Genomic DNA, 16,995 nt, shown 5'->3' with positions numbered 1-16,995 from the left:
GCTTCACCCGTCGTCCGAGTCATATTGGACGCCGCAGGCGTTATATTGCACAAGCGACATTTCCGCCGCCTACGCATGAGTTTCACGAATGTCATACCCGCTGGCCAAACTTCCCCCGCTTGATCTGGTCCGAGGCTTCGTCGCCGTGGGCCGGCGCATGAGCATCACGCTGGCGGCGCAGGACCTGCACGTGACGCAATCGGCCGTCAGCCGGCAGATCCGGGCGCTGGAAGCGCACCTGGGCGTGCCGCTGCTGCTGCGGGGCTTTCGCAGCGTCTCGTTCACGTCCGAAGGCGCGCAGCTGTTCCGCATGGCGGACGCGTGGCTCAGCCAGCTGGGCGACCTAACCGAGCAGTTGCGCGCGCCGGAGCGCCGCACCCCGGTCACCGTCACCACCACCATCGGCGTGGCCTCGCTCTGGCTGCTGCCGCGGCTGGGCGACTTCCAGGCCGCCTATCCCCACATCGACGTGCGCGTCGCGGCCGACAACCGCGTCATCGACATCGACCGCGAGAGCGTCGACATCGCCATCCGCTACAGCCTGCGCGACACGGTGCCGGACGGCGCGGTCTGGCTGTTCGGCGAATCGGTGGTGCCGGTGGCGCATCCCTCGCTCAAGGCCCGCGCCCTGGACGCGCGCGAGCTGCAGCGCCACGTGCTGCTGGAGTTCGACGACCCCACCCGCCCCTGGCTGCAGTGGTCCGAATGGCTCAACGCGCGCGGCCAGGGCCGCGTGCGGCCCAAGGGCATGCTGCGCTTCAACCAGTACGACCAGATCGTGCACGCGGCCCTGGCCGGCCACGGCATCGCGCTGGGGCGGCTGGCGCTGATCGCGCCGATGCTGGCCGATCACCGCCTGGCCACGGTCGGCGGCCAGCCCGCCGATGCCACCGAACATGCCTACTGGCTGGTGCGCAATGCCCGCCGCAGCACGCCCGACGCCGAGATCGTGACGCGCTGGCTGGTGCAGCAGGCCGCGACCACGGCGAGCCTGCTGGCGCCGGAATAGGCCCTGCAAATGCCGGGCGCCGGCCGACACGCAGGCCTTTTCAGACCGACGCACCGGCCGATGGCCTGGGCAGCCCGCTACAAGTTCTATACAAACCTTCATAGATTCGCGTTGCCCCTCCTGTAGATTGCCGCCTGCATCCCCGCACGGCGCCGAGCTCCCCTGCGAATGAACCCCGTACCCGCCGTCCCGACCGCGGGCGCGGCCTGTTGCCGCCGTTTTCCGGCAACGCCCCGCATTTCTTTCATGACGCAGATGAAGCGCTTCCGTTCCGCGGACGCCTGGCAAGCCTGGTTCATCAACTTCCAGCGTTCCTTCCTGATCCTGCTGGCGCCGTGGCTGGTGTCGGTGCTGGCGCAAGGCGCCGGCCGCGCCTACCTGCTGGCGGCCTATGCGCCGCCGGGCGCCTACGCGGCGCTGCCGCAGGACATCAACCGCACCCTGGCGATCGGCCTGCTGTTCGACATCAAGGTCGCGGCCATCGCATTCTCGGCGCCGCTGCTGGCCGCCCTGCTGCTGGCCGCGCGCCCGGCGGCGCAGGCGCTGTGGCTGCGCTGCCTGCCCTACCTGGGCGCCGTACTGGCGACGCTGTTCGCCGCCAGCACGGTGGTGAGCGTGTGCTACTTCGCCACCTTCTCGCGCTCGATCGACATCTTCGTGTTCGGCCTGATCGACGACGATACCCGCGCCATCGCGGCGACGCTGTGGCACGGCTATCCGGTGCTGCGCACACTGGCGCTGCTGGCGGCGGTGCTGGCCGCCACCCGCTGGCTGGCGTGCCGTTGGCGCGCCCGGGTGCTGCGCGCGCGGCTGGCGCGGCGGCCGCTGGCGCCCAGCGCCTTGCGGATGCTGCTGATCCTGGGCGTGACCGTGCTGGCCTGCCGCGGCTCGCTCGGCGCCTTCCCGCTCAACAAGGACGACACCGGCATTTCCTCGCTGCGATTGCTCAACGACATCGCGCCCAACGGCATTTCGGCCTTCTTCTGGGCGCTGTCCGAACGCGACAACGACAAGCGCTTCACGAGCGTCGCCGACGACGAAGGCGCGCAGCTCTACCAGCGCTTCCTGGGACGGCCGGGCCAGGGCCTGCAGCCCTTCATGGCCACGACCGGCGCCAACCCGCAGGCGCGCGAGCGGCCGCCGCACGTGGTGCTGCAGGTGATGGAGAGCATGGGGCATCACATGAACATGTACGACCGCCCCGGCCGCGACCTGCTGGGCGCGCTGCGGCCGCACTGGCGCGAGGACTGGCGCTTCGACCGCTTCCTGTCCGAGGGCAACGGCACCATCGACACCCTCAGCCGCCTGCTGGTGCGCAGCCCGATGCCGGCCACGAGCCAGTCGTCGGCGGCCAACGCCACCTTCGCCAGCAATGCCTTCGCGCCGTTCCTGGCGCGCGGCTACCGCGTGGTGTTCGTCACCTCGGGCACGGCCACCTGGCGCAACCTGGGCCGCTTCGCCAGCCACCTGGGCGCGCAGGAATTCGTCGACCAGCTGGCGCTGCGGCAGCGCTACCCCGAGGCGCAGCCCGGGGTCTGGGGCGTGCCGGACGAATACATGTTCCGCTATATCGGCGAGCGGCTGGCGCGGGCCGACCGCGATGGCGAGCGCCTGCTCGTCATGGCCCTGTCCACCACCCATCATCCGCCCTTCCTGCTGCCCGAGGGCGGCCAACGCGGCGGCCTCGACCTGGACGACATCGAACGGCTGCCCTACTACGCCGGCTGGACCGGCCTGGACGAGGCCTTCGACACGCTGCGCTACGCCAACGATCAGCTGGGCCGTTTCCTGACCGGCCTGAAGGCCTCGCCCAACGGCGCCAACACCATCGTCGCCGTCACCGGCGACCACAACATCCTGGGCGTCGACTACGCGCTCGACAGCGATGCCGTGCTGGCGCGCGCCGTGCCGTTCTACCTGTATGTGCCGCGCGCCTACCGCGGGCAGTCGACCTACGATCCCGCCCGCCCCGGCAGCCACAAGGACATCCTGCCGACGCTGTATCAGCTGAGCCTGCCGGACACGCCCTATTTCCGCAGCGGCTGCGACCTGCTGGCGGCCCGGCCCGACCCGCAATGGTGCTTCGGCTTCAACAATCCGCGCCTGCTGATCACGCGCGACGGCGCCTACCTGCGCGACCGTCCCGGCCGCATCCTGCCCTGGGCCGATGGCGCCGGCCTGGCGCTGGCGGCCGAACGCGACGCCACGCCGGCCCAGGCGGCCGAACAGGCCCGGCTCGACGCCTACGGCCCGCTGCTGCAATGGCAGATCAACTACCAGGTGCAGCACCAGCTGCCATCGCGCCCGGAGCGGCCCTGAGCCGCGGCGCGGCCCGGCACGCCCGGCCGCGCCGTCGCGATGCGCGCTAGTCGACCCGCACCAGCGCGTCGCCCGCCGTCATCTCGCCGACCACCGCGGCATCGGCGAAACCCTGTTCGCGGAACAGATCCAGCACCGCCTGCGCCGCTTGCGGCGCGCACGCCACCAGCAGGCCGCCGGAAGTCTGCGGATCGGTCAGCAAAGCCCGTTCGACGTCGGTCACGCCGGCCGCCAGCCGCACCGATTCGCCATACGAGGCCCAATTGCGGCCCGACGCGCCGGTGATCACGCCATCGGCGGCAAAGGCCTGCACGCCCGGCAGCCACGGCAGGGCCTCGCGCCGCAGGGTCGCGGTCAGCCCCGCGCCGCGCGCCATCTCCAGCGTGTGGCCCAGCAGGCCGAAGCCGGTGACGTCGGTGATGGCGTGCACGCCGTCCAGCGCCGCCAGGGCCGCGCCCGGCCGGTTCAGGCGCGTGGTCGTCTCGATCATCACGCGGTAGCCGTCCGCGTTCAGGCGGTTCTTCTTGAGCGCCGCCGACAGGATGCCCACGCCCAGGCCCTTGCCCAGCACCAGTACGTCACCGGCGCGGGCGTCGGCGTTGCGCTTGATGCGGTCCGGATGCACCAGCCCCATCGCCGCCAGGCCGTAGATCGGCTCGACCGAATCGATGCTGTGGCCGCCGGCCACCGGAATGCCGGCGTCCTTGCAGACCGATTCGCCGCCGCGCAGGATGTCGGCGATGACGCCGTGCGGCAGCACATTGATGGGCATGCCGACAATCGCCAGCGCCATGATCGGCGTGCCGCCCATGGCGTACACGTCGGACAGCGCGTTGGTGGCCGCGATGCGGCCGAAGTCGTAGGGATCGTCGACGATCGGCATGAAGAAGTCGGTGGTCGCGATCAGGGCCTGCTCGTCGTTGAGCCGGTAGACGGCGGCATCGTCGGCCGTCTCGGTGCCCACCAGCAGGTTGGGGTAGCTGGCGGCCGGCCCGAAACGCGCCAGCAATTGCGACAGCACGCCGGGCGCGATCTTGCAGCCACAGCCGCCGCCATGGGACAGCGAGGTCAAGCGCGGCACCGCCGCGGACGCAGCATCCTGGGTCATGTCAGTCTCTCCGTAGGTGATGGGAAAAGGATAGCATCGCGCCCCCGAATGGCCCTATGATGATCTGGCAGCAGGCAGCAACGGACGGCCGCCCGCCACCGGGCGCACCGACAGCCAAACTTCACCGTGCGTGAGGGCTTTATGGATCGCCGACACTTCCTCCGTTTCTCGGGCGCCCTGTGCGCCGCCCAGGCGGCCTTGCCCCTGGCCGCGCGCGCCGAGCAGGCGCCCGTCAGCGCCGACTGGCGCGGCTTCGAACTGACCACCCACATCCAGGTGCTCGACCCCGGCGCCCATCCGCGCCTCTGGATCCCCCTGCCCTATGCCGCCGACACGTCCTACCAGCGCGGCGCGCAAAGCGCCTGGCTGGTCAGCGGCGGCGGCAGCGCGCAGCTGGCGCAGGCCCCCGGCTACGACGTGCGCATGCTGGCGGTGCAATGGCCCGACGCCCAGGCGCCGCGCGAGGTCACCGTGACCAGCCGCTTCCAGACCCGCAACCGCCGCGTCGACCTGACCCAGCCGCCCCCCGGCGCCCCGCGCGAAAGCGCCGCCACCCTGCGCGAATTCATCCAGCCCACCGAGCTGCTGCCCACCGACGGCATCGTCAAGGCCACCGCCGACCGCATCACCCAGGGCCACCAGGGCACGCTGGCGCGGGCCCGGGCGATCTATGACTGGGTGGTCGACAACACCTGCCGCACCGCCTCCACCCGCGGCTGCGGCACCGGCGACGTGCGCTACATGCTCACCGCCAACGACCTGAACGGCAAGTGCGCCGACATCAACGCGCTGTTCGTCGCGCTGGCGCGGGCCTCCGGCATCCCCGCCCGCGACGCCTACGGCCTGCGCGTGGCCGACTCGCAGCTCGGCTACAAGAGCCTGGGCAAGGCCGGCGACGTCACCCGCGCGCAGCATTGCCGCGCCGAGTTCTACGCCGACGGCTATGGCTGGATCCCGGTGGACCCGGCCGACGTGCGCAAGGTCATGCTGGAAGAACCGCCCGGCGACCTGCCCGCCACCGACGCCCGCGTGCGCAGCGCCCGCGTCATGCTGTTCGGCGCCTGGGAAATGAACTGGGTCGCCTACAACCACGGCCACGACGTCGCCCTGCCCGGCTCCGCCCACGGCCCCGTGCCGTTCCTGATGTACCCCAACGGCGAAACCGCCGACGGCCGCCTGGACAGCCTCGACCCCGACCGCTTCCGCTACACCCTGACCGCCCGCCCCCTGTCCACCTGAACCGGCCGCGCCATGCCCAGCCGCCGCCAACTGCTGCAATCCGCCCTGTCGCTGGCGGCGCTGCCCGCCTGGGCCCGCGCCGCCGCCAGCGACAGCGCCCTCAAGCTCGCCACCGGCCCCGACTGGGCCCCCTGGACCGCCGCCACCCCGCCCCTGGTCCTGCCCGACCTCTCCGGCCGCGAACAGAAGCTTGCCAACTGGCGCGGCAACGTCGTCATCGTCAGCTTCTGGGCCACCTGGTGCGATCCCTGCCGCGACGAAATTCCCCTCATGTCCGCCATGGCCCGGCGCCACCGCGAAGAAGGCCTGCGCCTGATCGCCGTCAACGTCGGCGAAGCCCTCGGCAAGATCACCACCTTCCTGGCCAAATGGCCCGTCGCCGGCGCCGTGCTGCACGACCGCAACAGCACCGTCTCCAAGAAATGGGACGCCGTGGGCCTGCCCGCCAACTACCTCGTCGACCGCGGCGGCAGCATCCGCCACTGGCACCTGGGCGCCCTGGACTGGAAAGCCGAGAACGTCAGCAGCGTCGTCACCCGGATGCTGCGCGCTTAGGCTCTGGCTACCGGCTGGCGGCCGCGTCGGCGGCGACTGAGCTTTCGGCCCGGGCCATTCGTCGCAGCCGCCAATACGCCTTGAGCAGGCGTCGAAGATCGGCGACACCGCGCGCGTGGCGAACCAGCCGCGGCCAGGCGCGAAGATCGAGCATGGCGCGCGCGAGGTGCGCCCGCATCTGCGGATTGTCCACGTCCTTGCGTAGCAGATTCACGAAGCACAGAAGTTCATGCAGCACGTGGCGGGCGATCGAGATACGCGTCCTGCGGCCGAGTTCTTGCCTTGAGGAGACAGCAAGCAAGGTGCCGATGATATGGACGTAGCTGATGCCGCGCCACTGGCGGACCTGGGGTGACGCCGAGAGCGTTGTCGAATCGGGGTTGCGGCGATAGCCGTACACGGGTTCGGGCGCGAAGCCAATCCGCTTGGCGACGAGGGCGAGGTCGGCGGTCCAGAGAATGTCTTCGTGGAATATCGTGGGGTCGAACGCCAGCCGGTGCCGGGTGATGAGTTCACGCCTGACCAGTTGCAGGCAGACGTAATGCGGCCATTCGCCGACGCCGACACAGTGGGCGATCCAGTCCTGGCCGGTCATCGTCCGGGCGACGGGCTGGCGTGTCAGGACGGGAGGACGGGGAGCGGGAGGCGGCGTGTCCGTGAACCGATACGCGTTTCCGATCAACACATCCAGATCCTGCGAGATGACCTGTTCATGCCAAGCCGCGAGATCCGCCACGGGCAGCACGTCATCGGCATCGGCGAAGGCAATCCAGGTGCCGCGCGCCACCCGCAGGCCCGCATTCCTTGCGGCGCCCTGCCCGAGATGAGCCTGTTTGATGATGCGCAGGCGGGCATCCCTGGCGGCGTAGGCCTGCATGATCGCCATGCCACCATCGGAGGAACCGTCATCGACCGCAATCACCTCCATGCTCATCGCGGCATCGCCCAGCAGCGCGTCCAGTTGGTAGGGAAGAAACCGCTCGCAGTTGTAAACGGGGATGATCAGACTGATCTGTGGCGCAATGGGGTCGACGTGGTTCATATCCGGTGATGCGTAGGCGCTTGAATCCTCGCGCCTTGAACCAGGGTCTTGCCATTGGTCTTCGATATTGGATCCATCGTCCAACAGGCGCGGGTGGATCGGTAAACTACGCCGGATTACGGGGCCAGGGGGGGCCGAACGCATCAATACAAGACCGGTCCGCCTATTTTTAGCCGGACGACCATCACGGGTAAGAATGGCGGAAGGCAGCAGGAGTCGAACCTACCTGGGAACGTCTGACGCCCCCAACCGGGTTTGAAGCCCGGCCGTGCCACCGGACACGGATGCCTTCCAGAAAGACCCGCCTATGATACCGCCTGACTCGCCCCGAGATACGCGCTATCGGCGCGCAGCACATGCGTGTCCCGCACCCGCCGCGTCAGCCCCGTCCGATCGAAGAACTCCAGGATCTGAATCGCCCGTTTGCGTCCCAGCCCCGTGGCGTCCCGGAAGGCCGCCGCGTTCAGCCCTTCCGGCTTTCCGGCCAGCTCGACCGCCAGCGCCACCAGCTCCGCCACCCGCTCGCGGTGATAGAACAGATCCTTCACCACTTGCGCCACGTCCCCGCGCCGCAGCAGCTTGCGCAGCACCTGGCGCACCCGTTCTTCCGGCTCGGCCAGCGACCGCGCCAGGTCGCGCACCCAAGGCGGATCGTAGGCCCCCGCCGCCAGCAGCGGCAGCAGGCGTCGCGCCAGCTGCGCCTCGGCCTCGGCCAGCGCGGCGGTGTGGCCCGGCAGATGCAGCCACGGCCCGTTGCGCAGCACCCGGCCCTGCTGCCGCAGATCGTCCAGCAGACCCTGCCACAGCGCCTCGGGCGCCGCCGGCAAGGCCATGCGGCGCAGGCGCGAGCCGTCCGGCCCGGGTTCGTCCGGCGCGCCCTGGTGGAACGTGGCCAGCGCCTGCTCCACCCGCGCCCGCAGCGCTTCCTGGTGCGTGGCCAGGATCAGCGTGCGCACGCCCTGCGGCGCGCGCGGCTCGATCCAGGTCGCCCCCTCGGGCGCCGCCAGGTCGCGCACCGGCTTGCCGGTCAGGCGCTGCAGCGTCGTCTCGTCCAGCCCCAGCGCGGCCTGCGCCAGCAGCGGTTGCAACCCGCCGCCATCCAGCATCCGGGCCACGCCTTGCAGCCACTGCATCCGCGCCGGCGCGCGCCGCTTGCGGTCCGGCGCATTCGGATCGAGCACCCGGCCGCCGCCGACCGTGCGCGTGGCCTGCGCGTTGCGCACGATGTAGCGGTCGCCCGGCATCGCGCACACCGGCTCATCGAACACCAGTTGCACCCAGCCCGACTGGCCCGGCGCCAGCGCGTCGGCCGACAGCGGCACCGCATGCGCCACATGGCGCGCCGCGCCGACATGCACATGCAGCGGCGTCCAGGCCCGCAGGGGCGCGTCGGCCGAGGGCAGCAGCGTCAGCGCCACGTCGACATGGCGCGACGGCAGGAAACAGCGCGCGTCCGCGATCCAGTCGCCGCGCGCGATGGCGTCCTTGTCGATGCCCGCCAGGTTCAACGCACAACGCTGCCCGGCCGCGCCGGTTTCGCTGGGCTGGTTCTGCGCGTGGATGCTGCGCACCCGCACCCGCGCGCCCGCCGGCATCAGGCGCAGGTCGGCGTCCTCGTCACCGGCGCGGGCGCGGCCGCCATGCGCCGTGCCCGTCACCACCGTGCCGTGGCCGGCCAGCGTGAAGACGCGGTCCACCGCCAGCCGGAACAGACCGGCGCCGTCGCGCGCGCCGAGCGCCTGCGCGGCCTCGTCCAGATGCTGCTTGAGCCGCGCCACGCCGTCATCGCCGGGACGCGCCGCGCAGACCTCGAACAGCGGGGCGTCCTGAAGAAAGGTATCGGTCGCCAGCGCCGCGATCTCGGCGCGCACCGCCGCCAACCGGTCCGCGTCGGCGCGGTCGACCTTGGTCAAGGCGACGGCGCCGCGCGCCACGCCCAGCAGCGCCAGGATCGCCAGGTGCTCGCGCGTCTGCGGCATGACGCCGTCATCGGCCGCCACCACCAGCAGGCCGAAGTCGATGCCGCTGGCGCCGGCGGCCATGGTGTGCACCAGCCTCTCGTGGCCCGGCACGTCGATGAAACCCAGCACGTCGCCATTGGGCAGCGGCGTGTAGGCGTAGCCCAGCTCGATGGAAATGCCGCGCGCCTTCTCTTCCTTGAGGCGGTCGGTATCGACGCCGGTCAGCGCTCGCACCAGCGTGGTCTTGCCATGGTCGATATGGCCGGCGGTGCCGACGATCATGCCTGCGGCTCCGCGGGTTGCGCCGCGGATGGCGCGGCGGGTGGTTCAGCGAGACTTTCGGCGAGTTGTTCAGTAAAGGCGGCTTCGTCGCGCGCCTCCAGGCAGCGCAGATCGAGCCACAGCGCGTCATCGGCGATGCGGCCGATCACCGGCACCGGCAGATTGCGCAAACGCGTTTCCAGGCGGTCCAGGTAACGCCCCGGTCGGCCCTTGCCGCGGTGGCGCACCGCCAACCCGTAGCTGGGCAGCTGGTCCACCGGCAGGGCGCCGCTGCCGATCTGGCTGAACATCGGCACCGCTTCGACCTCGTAGTCCGCGCCCGCGGCCTGCGCCAGCACGCCGCGCAGGCGCTCGGCCTGCGGCTGGATCTCGCGCTGCGGCCGGGTCAGCAGGCGCAGCGTGGTCAGACGCTGCGCCAGGAATTCCGGCGCGCGGTACAGCTGCAGCACCGGCTCCAGGGCCGCCAGCGTCAGCTTGCCCACGCGCAGCGCGCGCTTGAGCGGATTCTTCTTGATCTTGCGGATCAGGTCGGCGCGCCCCACCAGCAGGCCGGCCTGCGGGCCGCCCAGCAGCTTGTCGCCGCTGAAGGTCACCAGGTCGGCGCCGGCGGCGATGGTCTCGCGCACCGTGTCCTCGCGCGGCAGGCCGAACTGGGTCAGGTCCACCAGCGTGCCGCTGCCCAGGTCCACCGTGGCCGGCAGGCCGCGCGCATGCGCCAGCGCCGCCACCTCGGCCACGCTGACGCTCTTGGTGAAGCCGGTGACGGCGTAGTTGCTGCAATGGACCTTCATCAGCATCGCGGTGCGCGGGCCGATGGCGTTCTCGTAGTCGGCGGCGTGGGTGCGGTTGGTGGTGCCGACCTCGACCAGCTTGGCGCCGGCGCGCTTCATGATGTCGGGGATGCGGAAGGCGCCGCCGATCTCGACCAGCTCGCCGCGCGACACCACCACCTCGCGGCGGTCGGCCAGCGCGTTCAGCATCAGCAGCACGGCGGCCGCGTTGTTGTTGACCACCGTGGCGGCCTCGGCCCCGGTCAGTTCGCACAGCAGGTCGTCGATCAGGTCGTCGCGGTCGCCGCGGCCGCCGCTGTCGAGGTCGAATTCCAGGTTGGCCGGCGTGGTCAGCGCGCGCAGCACCGAGGCCACCGCTTCATCGGGCAGCAGCGCCCGCCCCAGGTTGGTGTGCAGCACGGTGCCGGTCAGGTTGTAGACGGCGCGCAGGCGCGGCGCGGCGGCACGCGCCAGGGCGCCGTTGATGGCCGCGGCCACGGCGCGCTCGGCCAGTTCCGCGCGCGGCAGTTCGCCCGCCAGGGCGCGTTGACGCAGGGCGTCCAGGTGCCGGCGCAACGCCGCCACCACTTGCGTGCGGCCATGGGTGTCGAGCGCCGCGGCCAGCGCCGGCGCGTTCAGCAGCCGGTCGAGCGCGGGGATGTCGGCGGCGGCGGCGAGCCCGGTCATGGCTATTCCTCCTCGGCGCCGTGCCACAGCAGCGGATTGCCGCTGGCGCGCGAATAGCCGGCCTCGCCCACCAGCACGTCCAGCATCAGGCTGGCGAGGTCGTCGGCCACCGGCTCCACGTGCAGGTCCTTGTCCTGGTAGAAGATCTTGCGGTAGGTGTGGCAGCGGTCGCAGGTCTCGGCCTTGATGGCGGGCGCGCGGCCCTCGATGGCCTGGTAGGCCACGGATTCGACGTCCTCGCAGTGCGAGCACTTGACCCGCACCATGTGCCACTGGGTCGCGCACAGGCTGCAGCACAGGTAGCGGTAGCCCTCGAACTGCCCGCCCACCCGCACCACGCTGGCCACCGGCAGGCTGGCGCAGACCGGGCAGACGCCGAACGGTGAGGCCACCGGCAACTGCTTTTCGTCGAAGCGGCTGGCCAGGTCGGTCCAGTAGACCTGCAGCGCGGCCATGACGAACGGCGCGGCGGCGCCGTCGACGCCGCGATGCTGTTCCGACAGCACCGCCTCGGCCAGGTCTTCCAGCGACTCGGTGTCTTCATCGAGCGCGCGGCGCAGCGCCGCGCAGACTTCCAGGGCCTCGGCCGGCACGTCCTGGCCGCCGGCGACCTCGTCGACCAGCTGGCGCAGGATGTCGCGCCACAACGGGTCGCGCGGCCAGCCCACCGCCTGCAGCGGCGGCATGCCATGGGCCTGCGCCAGGGCGATGCGGTCTTCCGAGGCGGGCGGCGCGTTGCAGCCGCGCAGGGCATGGTGCTGGGCGTCGACCAGCCGCGCCATCAGCAGCAGGTAGTCGGCCACCGGGCTGTCCACGGCCAGCTGCCGCAGGCGCGCCGCGCGCGTCGCGAAAACCGAATCGCGCGCCGGCAGCTGGATGCGGGGAATGGTGTTGTGATCGAGCGCCTCGATCTCGCCACGCGGAAGAATTCGCTGCAATTGCGTCTCCAGATAAACAAACACGGCTGCCGCCCCGCAAAGGGGAGGCAGCCGTGCGGTGGGATCGGGCGGAGCCGGCCCGGCCTGGCCGCCACCGCAAGGTGGCGCCCGCCGGGCGGGACCCGCCTATTTCGTCGTGGACTGCTTGCCGATTTGTTCCCGGAACCAGGCGCGGTGGTGCTTCCACGCCCAGCCCGCGGTCACGTAGCCGCGCAGCATCGCCGTGAGCGAGCCCTTGACCCAGATCGCCGCATAAATATGCACAATGATCGCGCAAATCAGCACCAATGCACAAACGGCATGCAGCACCGAGGCGGCGCGCACCACCCAGATCGGGAAGTAGAAGGCGAAGAACTCGCGCCAGATCACGATGCCGCTGGCGAACAGCCCCAGCATGCACAGGATCAGCACGTAGAACAGCAGCTTCTGGCCGGCGTTGTACTTGCCAACCTCGGGCAGCTTCTCTTCGCGGTTCTCGACCACGTCGTTGAGCTGGCGCAGCCACTGGCGGTCGGCCTTGGTCATCATGTTGTGGCGCCACATGTGGCCGGCGAACACCACGAAGCAGAAGAACATCACCAGCCCGATGAACGGATGCAGGATGCGGGTCCAGGGACCGCCGCCGAACAGGTTGGTGAGCCAGAACATCGACGGGTGGAACAGCGCCAGCCCGGATAGCGCCAGCAGGATGAAGGTGAAGGCGATGATCCAGTGGTTGGTGCGCTCGCCGGGCGAATAGCGCTTGATCCGGCGGTGATGGCGATCGTCACTCATGGCGGATCTCCTCTTCGGCACGGCGTTCGTCTTCCTCGTCGACCTCGTTGCGGCCGACGCGGGCGTAGTGGAAGAAGCCGGCCAGCGCCGTCAGCGCCATGGCGGCCACGCCCAGCGGCTTGGCGATGCCCTTCCACAGCGACACCATCGGGCTGATCTGCGGATCCTTCGGCAGCCCGTGGTACAGCCCGGGCTGGTCGGCGTGATGCAGCACGTACATCACGTGGGTGCCGCCCACGCCCTGCGGGTCATACAGGCCGGCCTGCTCGAAGCCGCGCGACTTCAGGTCCTCGATGCGTTCGGCCGCGTGCTGCTTCATGTCGTCCTTGGTGCCGAACACGATGGCGCCGGTGGGACAGGACTTGACGCAGGCCGGCTCCTGGCCGACGGCCACGCGGTCGGAACACAGGGTGCACTTGTACGCCTTGTGGTCCTTCTTGGAGATGCGCGGCACGTTGAACGGGCAGCCGGTGATGCAGTAGCCGCAGCCGATGCAGTTCTCTTCGTGGAAATCCACGATGCCGTTGTTGTACTGGATGATGGCGCCCGGCGACGGACAGGCCTTCAGGCAGCCCGGGTCCTCGCAGTGCATGCAGCCGTCCTTGCGGATCAGCCACTCCAGGTCGCCCTGCGGGTTCTCGTATTCCGAGAAGCGCATGACGGTCCAGGAATGCTCGGTCAGGTCGGCCGGATTGTCGTAGACGCCGACGTTGGTGCCGATCTCGTCGCGCAGGTCGTTCCACTCCATGCACGCGCTCTGGCAGGCCTTGCAGCCGATGCACTTGGAGACGTCGATCAGCTTGGCCACGGACCCGGTGATGGGTTCGCGGATGCCGGGCGGCGGCGTGGTGGTGGCCGAGCGCCGTTTGATGTCCAGGGATTGCATTGACATGAGCGCTCTCCTAAATCTTCTCGACCTGCACCAGGAACGACTTGAATTCCGGTGTCTGGGAATTGCCGTCGCCCACGAATGGCGTGAGGGTGTTGGTCAGGAAGCCGGGCTTGGCCAGGCCGACGAAGCCCCAGTGGATCGGGATGCCCACGTGGTGCACGGTCTTGCCCTCGATGGTCAGCGCGCGCAGGCGCTTGGTGACCAGCGCCACCGCCTTGATGTAGCCGCGGTTGGACGACACCTTCACGCGCGAACCGTTGGCGATGCCCAGTTCCTTGGCCATGGCCTCGCCGATCTCGACGAACTGCTCGGGCTGCAGGATCGCGTTGATGCGGACGTTCTTGGTCCAGTAGTGGAAGTGCTCGGTCAGGCGGTAGGTGGTGGCCACGTAGGGGAACTTGTCCACCGTGCCCATCGCCGCCAGGTCGTCCTTGAACACGCGCGCCGCCGGATTGCTGGTGACGCCCTTGGCCTTCGGATACAGCGGGTTGTAGCCCAGCGGCGTCTCGAACGGCTCGTAGTGTTCCGGGAACGGCCCTTCGGCCATGCCGGCGCGCGCGAAGAAGCGCGCCACGCCCTCGGGGTTCATGATGAACGGGCCCATGCCGCCGTCGGGGTTTTCATCGCCCTTGAAGTCGGGGATGTCGGCGCCGACCCAGGCCTTGCCGTTCCACGAGATCAGGCTGCGGCGCGGATCGAACGGCTTGCCCGAGACGTCACAGGACGCGCGGTTGTACAGGATGCGGCGGTTGGCCGGCCAGGCCCAGGCCCAGTTCAGGGTCTGGCCGATGCCGGTCGGGTCGCTGTTGTCGCGGCGCGCCATCAGGTTGCCGGCCGGGCTCCAGGCGCCGGCGAAGATCCAGCAGCCGCTGGCGGTGGAACCGTCGTCGCGCAGCTCGGCGAAGCCGGCCAGCTGCTCGCCGCCCTTGCGCGTGACCTTGGTCGCGTCCTTGGGATCGACCAGGTCGACCAGCGCCTTGCCCGAGTATTCCTTGGCCAGTTCTTCCGCGGTCGGGCTTTGCGGGTTGGAGTACGGCCAGGACAGGTTGACGATGGGGTCCGGGTACTTGCCGCCCTCTTCCTGGTACATCTTGCGCAGGCGCGTGAAGATCAGCGACATGATCTCGATGTCGCTCTTGGCCTCGCCCGGCGGCTCGGCGCCCTTCCAGTGCCATTGCAGCCAGCGCCCGGAGTTCACCAGCGCGCCGTCTTCCTCGGCGAAACAGGTGGTGGGCAGGCGGAACACCTCGGTCTGGATCTGCTTGGGATCGACGTCGTTGGCCTCGCCGGCATTGCGCCAGAATTCCGAGGTCTCGGTGACCAGCGGGTCCATGATGACCAGGAACTTGAGCTTGGCGAAACCGGCGTTCAGCTTGGCCTTGTTGGGCGCGGCCGCCAGCGGGTTGAAGCCCTGCGCCAGGTAGCCGTTCATCTTGCCCTGGTTCATCAGCTCGTAGACCTGCAGCATGTCGTAGAGCTTGTCGAGCTTGGGCAGGTAGTCGAACGCCCAGTTGTTCTCGGCGGTCGCGGCCTTGCCCCACCAGGCCTTCATCAGGCTCACGTGGAACTTGCTGTAGTTCTGCCAGTAGCTGAGCTGGTTGGGCCGCAGCGGCTTGAGCGCGCGCGTGGCGATGTACTTGCCGTAGTCCTGCTCGGGCTCGTTGGGCAGCGTCATGTAGCCGGGCAGCAGGTTCGACATCAGGCCCAGGTCGGTCAGGCCCTGGATGTTCGAGTGCCCGCGCAGCGCGTTCATGCCGCCGCCGGCGATGCCGATGTTGCCCAGCAGCAGCTGCACCATGGCGCCGGTGCGGATGATCTGCGAACCGATCGAGTGCTGCGTCCAGCCCAGCGCGTACAGGATGGTCGCGGCGCGATTGGTGGTGGCGGTGGACGCCAGCATCTCGCAGACCTTCAGGAACTTGTCGCGCGGCGTGCCGCAGACGCGTTCGACCATCTCTTCGGTATAGCGCGAGTAGTGCTTCTTGAGCAGTTGGTAGACCGAACGCGGATGCTCCAGCGTCGGGTCGGTCTTGACGTAGCCGTCGTCGCCGCGCTCGTAGTCCCAGCTGGCCTTGTCGTAGGTCCGCTTGTCGGCGTTGTAGCCGGAGTACAGGCCCGCGTCGAACGCGAAGTCCTCGCGCACGATGTAGGAAAAGTCGGTGTAGTTGCGCACGTACTCGTGCTGGATCTTGTCGTGATCCAACAGGTACTTGATGACGCCACCCAGGAAGATGATGTCGGTGCCGGTGCGTATGGGCGCGTAGAAGTCCGCCACGGATGCCGAGCGCGTGAAGCGCGGATCCACGACGATCAGCTTCGCCTTGTTATGGGCTTTCGCTTCCGTGACCCATTTGAACCCGCACGGGTGGGCCTCGGCGGCATTGCCGCCCATGATCAGTACTACGTCCGCGTTCTTGATGTCGACCCAATGGTTCGTCATCGCTCCACGGCCAAACGTCGGGGCAAGACCTGCCACCGTCGGGCCATGTCAGACACGGGCTTGATTGTCGAACGCCAGCATCCCCATGCTGCGCACAGTCTTGTGCGTGATGTAGCCCACCTCGTTGCTGCTTGCCGAGGCGGCCAGCATGCCGGTGGTCAGCCACCGGTTGACCGTCTTGCCGTCGTCGGTCTTTTCGACAAAGTTGGCGTCACGGTCGGCCTTCATGAGCTTGGTGATGCGCGTCAGGGCGTCGTCCCACGACATCCGCTCCCACTTGTCCGAACCGGGCGCCCGGTATTCCGGGTACTTCAGGCGGTTGGGGCTGTGGATGAAGTCGATCAGGGCCGCGCCCTTGGGACAGAGCGTGCCGCGGTTGACGGGGTGGTCGGGGTCGCCCTCGATGTGCATGATGCTGGCGCGGGCGTTCTTGGCGCCGTCGCCCAGGCCATACATCAGCAGACCACAGGCGACCGAACAGTAGGGACAGGTGTTGCGCGTTTCCGTCATGCGCGCAAGCTTGTACTGGCGCACCTCGGCCATGGCCGTGCCGGGGGCTACCCCCAGCAATGCCAGGCTCGAGCCGGCCAGCGTCGTACCGGTCACCTTGAAGAACTGGCGGCGGTTCATGTTGACCATGAAGCACTCCTCTCCGGGTGAATGGGGGGAAGCCGCGGGGCCGTCCAGGGGAAAAGCCCTACGAATTCCAAGGATATGCAAGCAAGTATAGGCGCAGCGCGGACGAGTTTCCATGCCTTGCGTCCCCCGACCATGAAATCGAGCAATGAGAACGATTTACGGCCAGGATCGGGGTTTTTCGCGGATTTTGGATGATCGCGAGACTGCTACCATTGCCGACGGCGGGTTCCGGCCCGCTTTTCCGCCCGTCCCGCATGCCCGTTGGAGCGCCGATGCGCCGTCTTGCCCCCCTGGCCCTGTCCCTGTCGCTGGCCGCGCCGAGCCTGGCGCCGGCCCCCGC

The 16,995-nt window shown here is 69.3% G+C and carries 12 protein-coding genes and 1 tRNA gene; 4 read left to right on the top strand and 9 right to left on the bottom strand.

Annotation, left to right across the window (positions count from 1 at the left end):
- The first annotated feature begins 88 nt into the window (after window positions 1–88).
- Together AOZ53_RS27865 and AOZ53_RS27860 are read left to right on the top strand one after the other, a co-directional pair.
- On the top strand, window positions 89–1,009 hold the full coding sequence (locus tag AOZ53_RS27865) for a LysR substrate-binding domain-containing protein (RefSeq protein ID WP_054490250.1): 921 nt from the start codon (window positions 89–91) through the stop codon (window positions 1,007–1,009).
- Between the two features lie 246 nt (window positions 1,010–1,255).
- Window positions 1,256–3,328, top strand: a complete 2,073-nt coding sequence (locus tag AOZ53_RS27860) for an LTA synthase family protein (RefSeq protein WP_231690700.1) — start codon at window positions 1,256–1,258, stop codon at window positions 3,326–3,328.
- Between the two features lie 46 nt (window positions 3,329–3,374).
- Here AOZ53_RS27860 and selD read toward each other — a convergent pair whose 3' ends face one another.
- Entirely contained in the window at window positions 3,375–4,436 is a 1,062-nt protein-coding gene (gene selD / locus AOZ53_RS27855) for a selenide, water dikinase SelD (protein WP_054490248.1), read from the bottom strand.
- Window positions 4,437–4,577: 141 nt separating this feature from the next.
- On the opposite strand from selD, the gene AOZ53_RS27850 reads away from it, so the two are divergent.
- A complete protein-coding gene (locus AOZ53_RS27850) occupies window positions 4,578–5,675 on the top strand; it encodes a transglutaminase-like domain-containing protein (protein ID WP_054490247.1) in 1,098 nt (365 codons plus the stop codon).
- Window positions 5,676–5,687: 12 nt separating this feature from the next.
- Entirely contained in the window at window positions 5,688–6,230 is a 543-nt protein-coding gene (locus tag AOZ53_RS27845) for a TlpA disulfide reductase family protein (protein ID WP_054490245.1), read from the top strand.
- Between the two features lie 7 nt (window positions 6,231–6,237).
- On the opposite strand, the gene AOZ53_RS27840 is transcribed toward AOZ53_RS27845, so the two are convergent.
- The 8 genes from AOZ53_RS27840 to fdnG form a co-directional block, all read right to left on the bottom strand.
- A complete protein-coding gene (locus AOZ53_RS27840) occupies window positions 6,238–7,272 on the bottom strand; it encodes a glycosyltransferase (RefSeq protein WP_054490243.1) in 1,035 nt (344 codons plus the stop codon).
- A gap of 197 nt (window positions 7,273–7,469) precedes the next feature.
- A tRNA-Sec gene (locus AOZ53_RS27835) sits at window positions 7,470–7,565 on the bottom strand.
- 12 nt (window positions 7,566–7,577) lie between these two features.
- Complete coding sequence (gene selB, locus AOZ53_RS27830; RefSeq protein ID WP_054490241.1) at window positions 7,578–9,515, bottom strand: selenocysteine-specific translation elongation factor; 1,938 nt, start codon at window positions 9,513–9,515, stop codon at window positions 7,578–7,580.
- Window positions 9,512–10,972 carry an L-seryl-tRNA(Sec) selenium transferase gene (gene selA, locus AOZ53_RS27825; RefSeq protein WP_054490239.1) on the bottom strand — a complete coding sequence of 487 codons (1,461 nt, stop codon included), beginning with the start codon at window positions 10,970–10,972 and terminating at the stop codon, window positions 9,512–9,514. The genes selB and selA overlap by 4 nt, the downstream gene beginning before the upstream one ends.
- Before the next feature lie 2 nt (window positions 10,973–10,974).
- Window positions 10,975–11,910 (bottom strand): formate dehydrogenase accessory protein FdhE, encoded by a 936-nt coding sequence (gene fdhE, locus AOZ53_RS27820; RefSeq protein WP_054435024.1) that lies wholly within the window; start codon window positions 11,908–11,910, stop codon window positions 10,975–10,977.
- A gap of 126 nt (window positions 11,911–12,036) precedes the next feature.
- The gene (locus tag AOZ53_RS27815) at window positions 12,037–12,684 is read right to left on the bottom strand and encodes a formate dehydrogenase subunit gamma (RefSeq protein WP_006392487.1); all 648 of its coding nucleotides are present in this window, start codon (window positions 12,682–12,684) and stop codon (window positions 12,037–12,039) included.
- Window positions 12,677–13,576 carry a formate dehydrogenase subunit beta gene (fdxH, locus tag AOZ53_RS27810; protein ID WP_054435021.1) on the bottom strand — a complete coding sequence of 300 codons (900 nt, stop codon included), beginning with the start codon at window positions 13,574–13,576 and terminating at the stop codon, window positions 12,677–12,679. The genes AOZ53_RS27815 and fdxH overlap by 8 nt, the downstream gene beginning before the upstream one ends.
- 10 nt (window positions 13,577–13,586) lie before the next feature.
- Complete coding sequence (gene fdnG / locus AOZ53_RS27805; protein ID WP_156333555.1) at window positions 13,587–16,655, bottom strand: formate dehydrogenase-N subunit alpha; 3,069 nt, start codon at window positions 16,653–16,655, stop codon at window positions 13,587–13,589.
- Between the last annotated feature and the right edge of the window lie 340 nt (window positions 16,656–16,995).

The sequence above is a fragment of the Achromobacter sp. 2789STDY5608621 genome, assembly GCF_001299375.1.
Taxonomy (GTDB): domain Bacteria; phylum Pseudomonadota; class Gammaproteobacteria; order Burkholderiales; family Burkholderiaceae_B; genus Achromobacter; species Achromobacter insuavis.
This window is presented reverse-complemented; position numbering and strand designations above follow the sequence as displayed.